This window comes from Streptomyces sp. NPDC085481 (genome assembly GCF_044541845.1).
Taxonomy (GTDB): Bacteria; Actinomycetota; Actinomycetes; order Streptomycetales; family Streptomycetaceae; genus Streptomyces.
On the sequence record NZ_JBITTJ010000002.1, the window covers coordinates 624,782 to 637,883 of the forward strand.

Here is a 13,102-nt window from a genome sequence, read left to right on the forward strand (position 1 = left end):
GCGTGCGGGCCGGGCGTGCCGGGGGGGTGACCGGAACCACGCCCCGGTCCTCCGGCCCGCCCCGTACCCTGTCTCCGTGGCAGAACCAGTGGTGCGCATCCCGGATGCGAAGGTCGCCCTGTCGACGGCCTCGGTGTATCCGGAGTCGACGGCGACGGCCTTCGAGGTCGCCGCGCGCCTCGGTTACGACGGTGTCGAGATCATGGTGTGGACCGATCCGGTCAGCCAGGACATCGAGGCGCTGCGCCGGCTCTCCGACTACCACCAGGTGCCGATCCTCGCCGTCCACGCCCCCTGTCTGCTGATCACCCAGCGCGTCTGGTCCACCGACCCGTGGGTCAAGCTCCAGCGCGCCCAGGCGGCCGCCGAGAAGCTGGGCGCCTCGACGGTCGTCGTGCACCCGCCGTTCCGCTGGCAGCGCCAGTACGCGCGGGACTTCGTGACCGGCATCTGGCGGATGGCCGACGAGACGGACGTCCGGTTCGCCGTCGAGAACATGTACCCGTGGCGGTACAAGGACCGCGAGATGCTCGCGTACGCCCCCGAGTGGGACGTCACCAAGGACGACTACCGGCACTTCACCGTCGACCTCTCGCACACCGCGACCGCCCGCACCGACGCCCTCGCCATGGTCGACCGCATGGGCGACCGCCTCGGCCATGTGCACCTCGCCGACGGGCGCGGCTCCGCCAAGGACGAGCACCTCGTGCCGGGCCGCGGCACCCAGCCGTGCGCCGAGCTCCTGGAGGGCCTGGCCCGCAGCGGCTTCGACGGCCATGTCGTCATCGAGGTCAACACCCGCCGGGCGATGTCCTCCGCCGAACGCGAGGCCGACCTCGCCGAGGCCCTCGCCTTCACGCGCCTCCACCTGGCCGCCGCCTCGGCGACGGCCGCACCCGGCTCCCGGGGCCCCGCGGGCTCTCCGGGTTCTCGGGGCTCCGCAGGCTCCGCCGGCTCTTCGGGTTCCTCGGGTTCCTCGGGTTCCTCGGGTTCTTCGGTGGTCAAGGGCTCGCCCCGGGTGCCCGGCGCATGACCGGCCCGGCCGAGGAGCCGTCCGCCCCCCGGCGGCGCGGCCGCCCCTCCCGTACCGCCGCGGACGAGGGCGGACCCGGCGCGCGCGAGCGGATCCTCCAGGCGGCGCGGACGCAGTTCGCCGAGCGGGGCTACGACAAGACCTCCGTGCGCGGCATCGCCAAGGCCGCCGGGGTCGACCCCGCGCTCGTGCACCACTACTTCGGTACGAAGGACGAGGTCTTCGCCGCCGCGATCGAGGTGTCCTTCGAGCCGGCGAACGCGATCCCGCTGATCGTCGGCGGCCCCCGGGACGCCATCGGCGAGCGGCTCGCCCGCTTCTTCATCTCCGTGTGGGAGAACCCGGCGACCCGCGCCCCGCTCCTGGCCATCGTCCGCTCCGCGCTGACGCACGAGGCGGCGGCGAAGGTGCTGCGCGGCTTCGTGCTGCGGCGGCTGCTCGAACGGATCGCCGCCGACCTCGACGTACCGGAGCCGAAGTTCCGCGCGGAGCTGGCCGCCTCGCACATGATCGGGATCGCGATCCTGCGGTACGTGATCAAGGTCGAGCCGCTGGCCTCGGCGGACCCGGAGGAGATCGTGGCCCAGGTGTCGCCGACCCTCCAGCGCTATCTGACCCAGCCCTGACCGAAAGCTGAACTCCCCGTCCGCCATACGGACAGTGTGTCCAGATCTTGGAGTCGGAGCGTACGCTCGACTGCAGACAAACCCATCACGAGGAGCGAGCGACGATGCCCGAGCTGAGGTCCCGCACTGTCACCCACGGCCGCAACATGGCGGGCGCACGCGCCCTTATGCGCGCCTCCGGTGTACCGGGCGCCGACATCGGCCGGAAGCCGATCATCGCGGTGGCGAACTCCTTCACGGAGTTCGTCCCCGGCCACACCCACCTCCAGCCGGTGGGCCGGATCGTCTCCGAGGCCATCACGGCCGCCGGCGGCATCGCCCGCGAGTTCAACACCATCGCCGTCGACGACGGCATCGCCATGGGCCACGGCGGCATGCTCTACAGCCTGCCGTCGCGCGACCTGATCGCCGACAGCGTGGAGTACATGGTCGAGGCGCACTGCGCCGACGCCCTGATCTGCATCTCCAACTGCGACAAGATCACCCCCGGCATGCTGATGGCCGCCCTGCGCCTCAACATCCCGACCGTCTTCGTCTCCGGCGGCCCGATGGAGTCCGGCCGCGCGACCCTCGTCGACGGCACGGTCCGCACCCTCGACCTGGTCGACGCCATCTCCGAGGCGGTCAACGACAACGTCTCCGACGAGGACATCCTCCGCATCGAGGAGAACGCCTGTCCGACCTGCGGGTCCTGTTCCGGCATGTTCACCGCCAACTCGATGAACTGCCTGACCGAGGCCATCGGCCTCTCCCTGCCGGGCAACGGCACCGTCCTCGCCACCCACACCGCCCGGCGCGCGCTGTACGAGAACGCCGCCCGCACGGTCGTCGACCTCACCCGCCGCTACTACGACGAGGACGACGCCTCCGTCCTGCCGCGCAGCATCGCCACCCGCGGCGCCTTCGAGAACGCCATGGCCCTCGACATCGCCATGGGCGGCTCCACCAACACGATCCTGCACCTGCTCGCCGCCGCCCAGGAGGCCGGTCTCGACTACGGCCTGAGCGACATGGACGCCGTCTCGCGCCGTGTGCCCTGCCTGGCCAAGGTCGCCCCGAACGTCGCCCCGCGCGGCACGTACTACATGGAGGACGTGCACCGGGCCGGCGGCATCCCCGCCATCCTGGGCGAGCTGTACCGCGCCGGGCTCCTCGACGAGGACGTCCACGCGGTCCACTCCCGCTCCATCAAGGAGTGGCTGGACGCCTGGGACGTGCGCGGCGGCTCGCCCTCCGACGAGGCCGTCGAGCTGTTCCACGCGGCCCCCGGCTGCGTCCGCTCCGCGGAGGCCTTCTCCCAGTCGGAGCGCTGGGACACCCTCGACGTGGACGCGGCCGGCGGCTGCATCCGCGACGCGGGCCACGCCTACTCCAAGGACGGCGGCCTCGCCGTGCTGCGCGGCAACATCGCCGTCGACGGCTGCGTGGTGAAGACGGCCGGCGTCGACGAGTCGATCTGGACCTTCGAGGGCCCGGCCGTCGTGTGCGACTCGCAGGACGAGGCCGTCGAGAAGATCCTCAACAAGCAGGTCAAGCACGGCGACGTCGTCGTCATCCGCTACGAGGGCCCCAAGGGCGGCCCCGGCATGCAGGAGATGCTCTACCCGACCTCCTTCCTCAAGGGCCGGGGCCTGGGCAAGACCTGCGCGCTGGTGACGGACGGCCGCTTCTCCGGCGGCACCTCGGGCCTGTCCATCGGCCACGCCTCCCCGGAGGCGGCCTCGGGCGGCACCATCGCGCTCGTCGAGGACGGCGACCGGATCCGGATCGACATCCCGAGCCGCTCGATCGAGCTCCTGGTCGACGAGGCCACCCTCGCCGCCCGGCGTGCGGCGCTGGGCGGCGTGTACGCGCCGAAGAACCGTGAACGCAAGGTCTCGGCGGCCCTGCGCGCGTACGCCGCGATGGCGACGAGCGCGGACAAGGGCGCGGTGCGGGACGTCTCGAAGCTGGGCTGACGCCGAGCGCGTACGTGAGGAAAGGCGGGGCCTTGAGGGCCCGCCTTTCCGCGTTCACGGGCAGCAGGTCACCAGGCGCGTGCCATCAGCCGCAGGTCACCAACCCGGTGTCATCAGCCCGGTGTCACCGGCCCGGTGTCATCAGCCGCAGGTCACCAGCCCGCCGGATTCCCGGCGTCCACCGCGAAGACCGACCCGTCCGGCGCCGTCCCGAAGACCCGCCCGCCGACGACGACCGGGGCGGGCACCGACGGCGCGTAGGTGAGCCGCCCGTCCCGCAGCCGCGGCGGGGTCTGCCCGAGCAGTGCGCCGCGCCGGGTGTCGACGGCGAGCAGCCGCCCGTCGGACGAGGACAGGTACAGCCGGCCGCCGTCCTCGTCGACGACCGGCGGGGAGACGTTCGCGGCGGCCGTCTCCAGCTCCCACAGCACCCGCCCGCGCCCGTCGGAGGTGTCCACGGCGGTCAGCCGCCCGGTCGGCGTCAGCAGGTAGGCGACGTGCCCGCGCACGGCGATGTAGGGCTCGCTGAACAGGTACTCCAGGGGCACCCGCCGGACCGCCTGGCGCGCCGGTTCGTAGTGCACCAGGGCGTCCGCGCGCCCCGCCCGGTCGGTGGAGAGCAGGACCACCGTCCCGCCGTCACCGGTCCCCACCGGGGTGAGGACGCCGTTCAGCCGCTGCTGCCAGACGACCTCGCCGGTGCGCGGCCGGACGGCGCTGACCCGGGTGTGCGTGCCGTCGGCGAGGGTCTCGGACACGGTGAGCAGGCCGGTCGCCGGGTCGTACGGCCCGAGCACGGGCGAGGTGTGCCCGGCCGGCTGACCGTGCCACAGCTCCCGCCCGTCGGCCCCGTCGAGGGCCCTCAGGGTGGCGGTGCCGTTGGAGAGGACCAGCGTGTCGCCGGCCGGGTGGGCCCGCTCGGCGCGTGCGGCGGCCGGGCGGTGCCAGGCGGGGGCGCCGTCGGCGGCCGCGTACGCCCGCAGCTCTCCGGTCGCCGAGGCGGCGGCGAGCCGCCCGCCGCCGAGCGGCGCGGGCGCCTGCGGGCCGACCGAGTCCCCGGGGCCGGGGCGCGACCAGGCGATCTTGCCGGTGGCCGGGTCGAGCCGGGCGGCGGCGATCCCGCGGCCGGAGCAGAACAGGGCGCCCGCCGCATGGGTGCACGACGGCGCGCCGGGGTCGCCGTCCTTCCTCAGCGCGGTCTGCCAGCCGCTGAAGGTCTCGGCCGCCTCGACGGGCTGACGCGGTGTCCGGGGCGCGTCCCCGAGGCCGAGGCCCAGGGCGAGCGCGCCGCCGCCGCCCACCGCGAGCGCGAGCAGCGCGCCGAGCGCGATCGGCAGCTTCCTGCGCGGGCGCCGCGGGGGAGCGGGGACCCGTACGGGCGTCTCGGCGTCCCACGCGGGAGCGGCCGGAGTTGCCCCGGCCGGCGCCAGGGGCCGCCGCTGGGCGGGTATGAAGGCGGCCGCCTCGTACGAAGGGGGCAGCAGCGCCGCCATGATCTCGGCGGGCGTCGGCCGGTCGGCCGGCTCCTTGGCGAGGCAGCGGGCCACCAGCGGGGCGAGGTCGTCGGGGACGCCCGTCAGGTCGGGCTCGTCGTGCACGACCTGGTACGCCACGATGTACGGGCTGTCGGAGTCGAACGGCCCGTGCCCGGTCGCCGCGTGCACGAGCACGGAGCCCAGCGCGAACACGTCCGCCGCGGGCCCGACCTCCCTCGGCCGCTGGAACTGCTCGGGCGCCATGAACGGCGGCGAGCCGATCAGCTTCCCCGTCTCCGTGTGCAGGTCGCTGTCGACGGGCCGGGAGATCCCGAAGTCGATCACCTTCGGCCCGGTGTCCGTCAGCAGGACGTTGCTCGGCTTGAGGTCGCGGTGCACCACCCCGGCCCGGTGGATGTCGCGCAGCGCCTCCGCGAGCCCGGCGGTGAGCCGGCGCAGTTCGGCGGGGGACAGCGGCCCGCTCTGCTTCACCTGGTCGGCGAGCGTGGGCCCCGGCACGTAGAGCGTCGCCATCCACGGGCGTACGTCATCGGGATCGGCGTCCACGACCGGCGCGGTGAACGCCCCGCTCACCCGCCGTGCGGCGGCGACCTCCTGCCGGAACCGGGCCCTGAACTCGGGGTCCGCCGCGTACTGCGCGTGCACCACCTTGACCGCGAGCCGCAGCCCCGAGGCCGATCTGGCCAGATGCACCACACCCATGCCACCGGAGCCGAGACGGGCTTGCAGCCGGTACTCGCCCGCGTACTCGGGCTCTTCCGCTTCCCGGTCGGCACCGGTACTGCGCAACGGCGGCATCGCCGACCCCCGTGTGGTTCCCCGTCGAGTTTCGCGCGCGTGCGCGACGCACGGAGCCTAGTCGATGGTGCGGCCGAATCCGGTGGGGCTTGCTAGCCTGCGCGTCGCGGAGCGTGAGGCTCGGCGGAACACTTCTTTGCGTCAACGGGGGAGCATGCAATGAGCACGCAGGAATCCATGACGACGACCCGCTACCCGGTCGCCCCGGGCGTCCGGCTCAACGTCCGCTCGGGCCCGGGCACCCAGTACCCGATCGTCCGCGCGCTCAACGCCGGCACGACGGTGGCGATCTACTGCCAGGCGCCGGGCACCTGGGTCACCGGCCCGTACGGCACCACCAACATCTGGGACAACATCGCGCCGGGCGAGTACGTCTCCGACGCGTACGTGCGCACGGGCACCGACGGCTACGTGACCCGCCGCTGCGGCTGACCGGCTGTCGCGGCTGGCCGACTGTCGCGGTTGGCCCGGCCGCGGGGGCCGACCGGTTTTCGTCGCCACCGGGGATAATCGACCCTGTGAGCGACGAGAACCGCACCCCCGCCACTCCGGCCACCCCTGCCACTCCGGCCGGACCGCAGCCCGAGGAGATCCGCTTCTTCGGCACGACCTGGCTCGAGCACAGCGGCAACTACGCCCTGCGCCGCGTCGCCGTCGCCGCCGGTTCGCTCGCGGCCGCCGTCGCGGGCGGCTTCGTCCTGCGCTTCGGGTACCAGGGCCTGGAGATCGCGGAGGTCGGCGGCTTCGTCAACACGCTCGTCGTCGTGATGTTCGCGATCTGCAGCGCCATCGCCTTCCGCAAGACCTGGGAGGGCTTCTCCCGCCGCCCGGCCGACCAGGCCCGCGAGGACGCCCTGCGCAGCGTCAAGGCCATCGGCTTCATCGGTGTGCTCCTCGCCTACTTCTGCCGCTCCTTCACCGAGGCCCCCGGCGAGAAGCTCCACCGCGCGGAGTACGAGACGGCCCGCGCCCGGTACGACAAGCGCCGCTCGAACCGTACGGGCAACCCGTCGACCCGCAAGAAGAAGCGCGGCTGAACGCCGGCGCGCAGTCACCGCACCGCACCGCAACCATCACCGCATCCTTGACGCCCGGGCACCCCCAGGCCCATTATTCATCACATGGTGAATAAAACCGGTGGCGCCGCCCCCGCCGGCGCGATCGTCGCGGCGGGCCTCACCGTCGTACGCGGCGACCGCACCGTCCTGCGCGGCCTCGACTTCACGGTCCCGCCCGGCCGGATCACCGGCCTCCTCGGTCCCTCCGGCTGCGGCAAGACCACCCTCATGCGCGCGATCGTCGGCACCCAGGCCAAGGTCACCGGCACCCTCGACGTCCTCGGCCGCCCCGCCGGCGACCCGGCCCTGCGCCCCCGCATCGGCTACGTCACCCAGGCTCCGTCCGTCTACGACGACCTCACCGTCCGCCAGAACCTCGACTACTTCGCCGCCGTGCTCCTCCCCGGCCGCGCGCACCGCGCCGAGCGCCACGCCCTGGTCGACCAGGCCGTCGCCGACGTCGACCTCGCCTCGCACGCCGACGCCCTCGCGGGCCGGCTCTCCGGCGGCCAGCGCAGCCGGGCCTCGCTCGCCGTCGCCCTGCTCGGCACCCCCGAGCTCCTGGTCCTCGACGAACCGACCGTCGGCCTCGACCCCGTACTCCGCCGCGACCTGTGGGACCTGTTCCACCGCATCGCGGCCGACCGCGGCACCACGCTCCTGGTCTCCTCGCACGTCATGGACGAGGCCGAGCGCTGCCACAGCCTGCTCCTGCTCCGCGAGGGCGAACTCCTCGCCGACGACACCCCCGAAGCCCTCCGCCGCCGCAGCGACACGGCCACCGTCGAAGAAGCCTTCCTCCACCTGGTGGACGCCGCAACAGCCCGAGCCAACGCCGCCGCCGACCCAGCCGCCACCCCGGCCTCGGCCGCCACTCCGGCCCCGGCCCCGGTCGCCACCCCGGCCTCGGCCCCGGCCGCCACCCCGGCCTCAGACCCGGCCCCCACCCCGGCCTCGGCCGCCACCCTGGCCCTGGCTTCAGCCCCAGCCGCCACCCCGGCCCCGGCCTCGACCTCGACCCCGGCCCCGGCCCCGGCCTCGACCCAGGCCCCGGCCCCCGCCGCCACTCCGGCCTCGGCCCCGGCCGCCACCCCGGCCCCGGCCACGGCCTCAGACCCGGCCGTCGGCCCGGTCCCAGCCCCCGCCGACCCCGTCTCTCCCCCGGCCGCCCCCGATCCCGACCCCGCCTCCGCCGAGGAGTCCCGCCCATGAGCAGCGCCCGCACCCTCGCCACCGCCGCCCGCGTGCTGCGTCAGCTCCGGCACGACCCGCGGTCGATCGCCCTGATGCTGCTCGTGCCGTGCCTGATGCTGCTCCTGCTCCGCTACGTCTTCGACGGCAGCCCGCAGACCTTCGACAGCATCGGCGCCTCGCTGCTCGGCATCTTCCCGCTGATCACCATGTTCCTGGTGACCTCCATCGCCACCCTGCGCGAACGCACGTCCGGCACCCTGGAGCGCCTCCTCGCCATGCCCCTCGGCAAGGGCGACCTCATCGCCGGCTACGCCCTCGCCTTCGGCCTCCTCGCCGTCGTCCAGTCCGTCCTCGCCACCGGCCTCGCCCTGTGGGCCCTCGGCCTCGACGTCATCGGCTCCCCCTGGCTGCTGCTCCTGGTCGCCCTGCTCGACGCACTGCTCGGCACGGCCCTCGGCCTGTTCGTCTCCGCCTTCGCCGCCTCCGAGTTCCAGGCCGTCCAGTTCATGCCGGCCGTGATCTTCCCGCAGCTGCTGCTCTGCGGCCTGTTCACCCCGCGCGACCGCATGAACCCCGCACTCGAAGCCCTCTCCGACGTCCTGCCCATGTCGTACGCCGTCGACGGCATGAACCAGGTCCTGCGCCATACCGACGTCACCACCGACTTCGTCCGCGACGCCCTGGTCGTCGCCGGCTGCGCCGTCCTCGTCCTCGCCCTCGGCGCCGCGACCCTCCGCCGCCGCACCGCGTGACCGCCCCTCGGACACGTGCCGCACACCCCGCCCGCCGGTGCGAGGATGACGGCACGTAACCCCCTCCGGCGAGGTGAACAGAGCCATGACCCAGACCGTCGCAGTCCTCGGCACCGGCAAGATCGGTGAAGCGCTCCTCAGTGGCATGATCCGCGCCGGCTGGCGCCCCGCCAACCTCCTGGTCACCGCGCGCCGCACCGAACGCGCCGAAGAACTCCACGCCCGCTACGGAGTCGAGGCCGTCACCAACGCCGACGCCGCCAAGCGCGCCGACACCCTCATCCTCGCCGTGAAGCCCCAGGACATGGGCCGCCTCCTCGACGAACTCGCCCCGCACGTCGCCACCGACCGCCTGGTCATCAGCGCCGCCGCCGGCATCCCCACCGCCTTCATCGAGGAACGCCTGGCCGCCGGCACCCCCGTCGTGCGCGTCATGCCCAACACCCCCGTCCTCGTCGACGAGGGCATGTCCGTGATCTCCGCCGGCAGCCACGCCACCCCCGGGCACCTCGCCCACACCGAGGAGATCTTCGGCGGCGTCGGCAAGACCCTGCGCGTCCCCGAGTCCCAGCAGGACGCCGCCACCGCACTCTCCGGCTCCGGCCCGGCCTACTTCTACTACCTCGTCGAGGCCATGACCGACGCCGGCATCCTCCTCGGCCTGCCCCGCGCCCAGGCCCACGACCTGATCGTCCAGGCCGCCATCGGCGCCGCCGTCATGCTCCGCGACAGCGGCGAACACCCGGTCAAGCTCCGCGAGGCCGTCACCTCCCCGGCCGGCACCACCATCAGCGCCATCCGCGAGCTGGAGAACCACGGCGTACGGGCCGCCCTGATCGCCGCCCTGGAGGCCGCCCGCGACCGCAGCCGCGAGCTCGCCTCCGGTAACGGCTGAGAAACCTAGCGCGTGGCCGCGCCCTCCAGCACGTCCTCCGTGCTCACGACCCGGGCGAACCGCCCACCGTGCAGCGACACCGCCGTCGCCCGGGTCAGCTCCTCCGCCGTCTGCGTCCACCCGAACGGCCCGGCCAGGTCGAAGGTGTGCATCGCATCCAGCGGGAACACCACGTCGTACCCGAGGTTGCCGCCCATCCGCGCGGTCGTCTCGTTGCACATGTTCGTCTGGATCCCGACGATCACGATCTGCCCGATGCCCGACCCCTTCAGCCAGGCGTCCAGGTCCGGCTCCCCGTAGAACGCCGAGTTCACGCTCTTCGTGACCAGCAGCTCCGGCCCCGCCCCCTTCCCCCGCCGCTCCTCGACGAAGTCCTTGAACTCGTTGCCCACGTGCCCGGTCCGCAGCGGCGACCGCGAACCCTCCACCGAGTCGTGCCGCACGAACACGACCGGCCGCCCCGTCTCCTGCCACCGATCGATCAGGGCCGCGATGTTCCCCTCGGCCCCCGGGTTGTCCCGCCGCCCCCAGAACTCCTCCTCGAACCCCTTCTGTACGTCGATGACCACCAGCGCCGCGTTCTCGTTGATCTCCATGCCCACGATCCTGCAACCTGACGGTCCGCCGCCCCAGGGGTGGAAAAGCCAGCGATCGATGGTTTACTGCCAGCCATGTCGCCGCAGCGCATCGCCCTCATCGCCTTCCCCGGCATCCGCGCCTTCGGCGTCTCCGTGATCACCGAGGTCTGGGGCACCGACCGACGCCGCCGCGGCGTCCCTCCCTTCGCGCTCCACCGTGCCGCCGCCGACCCGGCCACCCCCGTGCCCCTCCGCGGCGGCCTCAGCCTCACCCCCGACCGACCGATCGACTGGCTCGACGACCTCGGCCCCACGGACCTCGCCGTCGTCCCCGGCATCGAGGACCCCGCCGCCGACTTCCCCGAACCCGTCCTCGACGCACTGCGCCGCGCCCACACCGCCGGCGTTCCCGTTGCCTCCCTGTGCGCGGGCGCCTTCGTCCTCGCCCGCGCCGGCCTTCTCGACGGCCGCCGCGCGGTCACCCACTGGTACCTGGCTCAGACCCTCGCCGACCGCCACCCGAAGGTCAGCGTCGAGCCCGAGGCGCTGTTCGTCGAGGACACGGGTATCTGGACCTCGGCCGGCACCGCCGCCGGTATCGACCTGTGCCTCCACCTCGTCCGCACCGCCCACGGCGCCGAGGTCGCCGCCACCATCGCCCGCTCCATGGTCACCGCCCCCTTCCGCACCGGCACCCAGGCCCAGTTCATCGAACACCCCACGCCGCGCGCCGACCGCGACGCCGACGCCCTGGCCGCCGTCCGCGCCCACGCCCTCGCCCACATCGACCAGCCCCACACCATCGCGAGCCTGGCCGCCCACGTCGGGATGTCCCCACGCTCCTTCGCCCGCCACTTCCAGGCCACCACCGGCACCACCCCCCTCCACTGGCTCATCACCCAGCGCGTCGCCGCCGCCCAGAAACTCCTCGAACTCACCGATCACCCCCTCCCCGAAGTGGCCCGCCGCGCGGGGTTCGGCAGCGAGGTCACGATGCGCCAGCACTTCGCCTCGCACCTCGCCACCAGCCCGCGCGACTACCGCAACGCCTTCCGTCACACGGCCGGCAGCAGCCCGATCGCCCGATAGGCCCGGTCGACCACCGGCCGCGCCATCCCCCGCGCCCGCTCGGCCCCCTTCCGCAGGACCCCGTCGACATACCCCTGGTCCGCCGCGAGCGCGGCATGCCGCTCCCGCACCGGCCGCAGCAGCTCGACGACCGCCTCCGCCGTGTCCTTCTTCAAAGATCCGTACGACTCGTATACACCGGAAAGCTCGATCGGGTTCCCACCCGTCGCCGCCGCAAGCAGATCGAGCAGGTTCGCCACCCCCGGACTGGCCTCCCGGTCGTACACGACCTCACGCCCGCTGTCCGTCACGGCCCGCATGACCTTCCGCCGCACCGCGTCCGCGTCGTCGAGCAGATAGACGATCCCCGCCCCGTTCTCGTGCGACTTCCCCATCATCGACCTCGGGTCCTGCAGGTCCATGACCCGCGCCGCCACCACAGGATGCGTCGCCTTCGGCACGGTGAAGACGTGCCCGTACCGCTGGTTGAACCGCACCGCGAGATCCCGCGTCAGCTCGACGTGCTGGGTCTGGTCGTCCCCCACCGGCACCTCGTCGGTCCCGTACGCGAGGATGTCCGCCGCCATCAGCACCGGATACGTCAGCAGCGACAGCCGCACGCTCTGCCCGGCCTCCCGTGCCCGGACGCTCTTCTCCCGGTACTGGATCATCCGCCGCAGCTCGCCGTCCGTGGCCGTGCACTCGAGCAGGTAGGACAGCCGCGCGTGCTCGTCCACATGACTCTGGACGAAGACGGTGCACCGCTCGGGATCCAGCCCCGCCGCGAGCAGCAGCGTCGCCGCCTGCCGGCTCAGCCGCCTCACCCGGGCCGGATCGTGCTCGACGGTCAGCGCGTGCAGGTCCACCACGCTGAACAGGGCGTCGGCCTGGTGCTGGTCCACCTCGACCCACCGCCGTACGGCCCCGAGGTAGTTGCCCAGCGTCAGATGCCCGGTCGGCTTGACCCCACTGAAGATGCGCTTCATCGCGTTCGTCCTCCCTCTCTCCGGAACGCCGCCGACCCGTCGGCCGGGCTCCCGGAGGGGGATACGCGAACGGCCGCCGAGTCGGCGGCCGTTGTCTGCATGCGTGAGTACGGGCCGCCGGTCAGGCGGCCCACCACTGGGTGGTGTGCGCATGCGTAGTCATACGCACAGAGTACGCACCAGGCCCGGGGTTGACACGGGTTTCCCCCGTCCGTAGTGTTCTCCGGGTTGTCCGACGTGAGCACCGACTCCGGTCGGCCCCGGACAGCCATTCCGCAAGAACCACTTCAGCACCTGACGGTGTCGATTCGTCGTCCCGTCATTGCTTTCCGTGCGTTTTTGCGAAATGAGGAATCTGCGTTCGAAGGTTTGAGCGCGAGCCCCCGATTAGCGTCGGAGGCGGGGAATCCGCTAAAGTCTCACTCGTCGGAACGGCCCAACAGCCGCGAAGACAACTCCCGCTGACCGGGAATCAGGCCCGAAAGGATCTGATAGAGTCGGAAACGCCGGAAGGGCCCGGAGCGAAAGCGAAAGGGACCGGAAAGCACCGAGGAAATCGGATCGAAAAGATCTGATAGAGTCGGAAACGAAGGAAGCGCCCGGAGGAAAGCCCGCGAGGGTGAGTACAAAGGAAGCGTCCGCACCTTGAGAACTCAACAG

11 protein-coding genes and 1 pseudogene are annotated in these 13,102 nt (G+C 72.9%); 9 read left to right on the forward strand and 3 right to left on the reverse strand.

Going from position 1 to position 13,102, the window contains the following annotated elements:
* Nucleotides 1-76 precede the first annotated feature (76 nt).
* The 3 genes from ACIGEZ_RS08735 (at nt 77) to ilvD (ending at nt 3,617) form a co-directional block, all read left to right on the forward strand.
* Nucleotides 77-1,033: a sugar phosphate isomerase/epimerase family protein gene (locus ACIGEZ_RS08735; RefSeq protein ID WP_399827531.1), complete on the forward strand. Its 957-nt coding sequence runs from the start codon at nt 77-79 to the stop codon at nt 1,031-1,033.
* The gene (locus tag ACIGEZ_RS08740) at nt 1,030-1,659 is read left to right on the forward strand and encodes a TetR family transcriptional regulator (RefSeq protein WP_399827534.1); all 630 of its coding nucleotides are present in this window, start codon (nt 1,030-1,032) and stop codon (nt 1,657-1,659) included. The genes ACIGEZ_RS08735 and ACIGEZ_RS08740 overlap by 4 nt, the downstream gene beginning before the upstream one ends.
* 104 nt (nt 1,660-1,763) lie before the next feature.
* Nucleotides 1,764-3,617 carry a dihydroxy-acid dehydratase gene (ilvD, locus tag ACIGEZ_RS08745; RefSeq protein WP_399827536.1) on the forward strand — a complete coding sequence of 618 codons (1,854 nt, stop codon included), beginning with the start codon at nt 1,764-1,766 and terminating at the stop codon, nt 3,615-3,617.
* Nucleotides 3,618-3,769: 152 nt separating this feature from the next.
* On the opposite strand, the gene ACIGEZ_RS08750 is transcribed toward ilvD, so the two are convergent.
* Nucleotides 3,770-5,911 (reverse strand): PQQ-binding-like beta-propeller repeat protein, encoded by a 2,142-nt coding sequence (locus ACIGEZ_RS08750; RefSeq protein WP_399827538.1) that lies wholly within the window; start codon nt 5,909-5,911, stop codon nt 3,770-3,772.
* Nucleotides 5,912-6,070: 159 nt separating this feature from the next.
* On the opposite strand from ACIGEZ_RS08750, the gene ACIGEZ_RS08755 reads away from it, so the two are divergent.
* The 5 genes and pseudogenes from ACIGEZ_RS08755 to proC all read left to right on the forward strand — a co-directional run bounded on the left by ACIGEZ_RS08755 (nt 6,071) and on the right by proC (nt 9,810).
* Nucleotides 6,071-6,343 (forward strand): SH3 domain-containing protein, encoded by a 273-nt coding sequence (locus ACIGEZ_RS08755; protein WP_399827540.1) that lies wholly within the window; start codon nt 6,071-6,073, stop codon nt 6,341-6,343.
* An 86-nt stretch (nt 6,344-6,429) separates the two neighbouring features.
* A complete protein-coding gene (locus ACIGEZ_RS08760) occupies nt 6,430-6,948 on the forward strand; it encodes a hypothetical protein (RefSeq protein ID WP_399827541.1) in 519 nt (172 codons plus the stop codon).
* 84 nt (nt 6,949-7,032) lie between these two features.
* A pseudogene (locus tag ACIGEZ_RS08765) lies at nt 7,033-7,827 on the forward strand (ABC transporter ATP-binding protein); the annotation flags it as partial.
* 350 nt (nt 7,828-8,177) lie between these two features.
* Nucleotides 8,178-8,915, forward strand: coding sequence for an ABC transporter permease (locus ACIGEZ_RS08770; RefSeq protein WP_399827544.1), 738 nt, complete (start codon nt 8,178-8,180; stop codon nt 8,913-8,915).
* Nucleotides 8,916-9,000: 85 nt separating this feature from the next.
* Nucleotides 9,001-9,810 carry a pyrroline-5-carboxylate reductase gene (proC, locus tag ACIGEZ_RS08775; protein ID WP_399827546.1) on the forward strand — a complete coding sequence of 270 codons (810 nt, stop codon included), beginning with the start codon at nt 9,001-9,003 and terminating at the stop codon, nt 9,808-9,810.
* Nucleotides 9,811-9,815: 5 nt separating this feature from the next.
* Here the strand turns inward: proC and ACIGEZ_RS08780 are convergent, their stop codons facing one another.
* Nucleotides 9,816-10,406 (reverse strand): cysteine hydrolase family protein, encoded by a 591-nt coding sequence (locus tag ACIGEZ_RS08780; protein ID WP_399827549.1) that lies wholly within the window; start codon nt 10,404-10,406, stop codon nt 9,816-9,818.
* Nucleotides 10,407-10,481: 75 nt separating this feature from the next.
* Between ACIGEZ_RS08780 and ACIGEZ_RS08785 the strand changes: the two genes are divergently transcribed.
* Nucleotides 10,482-11,477, forward strand: coding sequence for a GlxA family transcriptional regulator (locus ACIGEZ_RS08785; RefSeq protein ID WP_399827551.1), 996 nt, complete (start codon nt 10,482-10,484; stop codon nt 11,475-11,477).
* Here ACIGEZ_RS08785 and trpS read toward each other — a convergent pair.
* Nucleotides 11,444-12,442 (reverse strand): tryptophan--tRNA ligase, encoded by a 999-nt coding sequence (trpS, locus tag ACIGEZ_RS08790; protein WP_399827553.1) that lies wholly within the window; start codon nt 12,440-12,442, stop codon nt 11,444-11,446. The two genes, ACIGEZ_RS08785 and trpS, sit on opposite strands and share 34 nt — an antisense overlap.
* Nucleotides 12,443-13,102 lie beyond the last annotated feature (660 nt).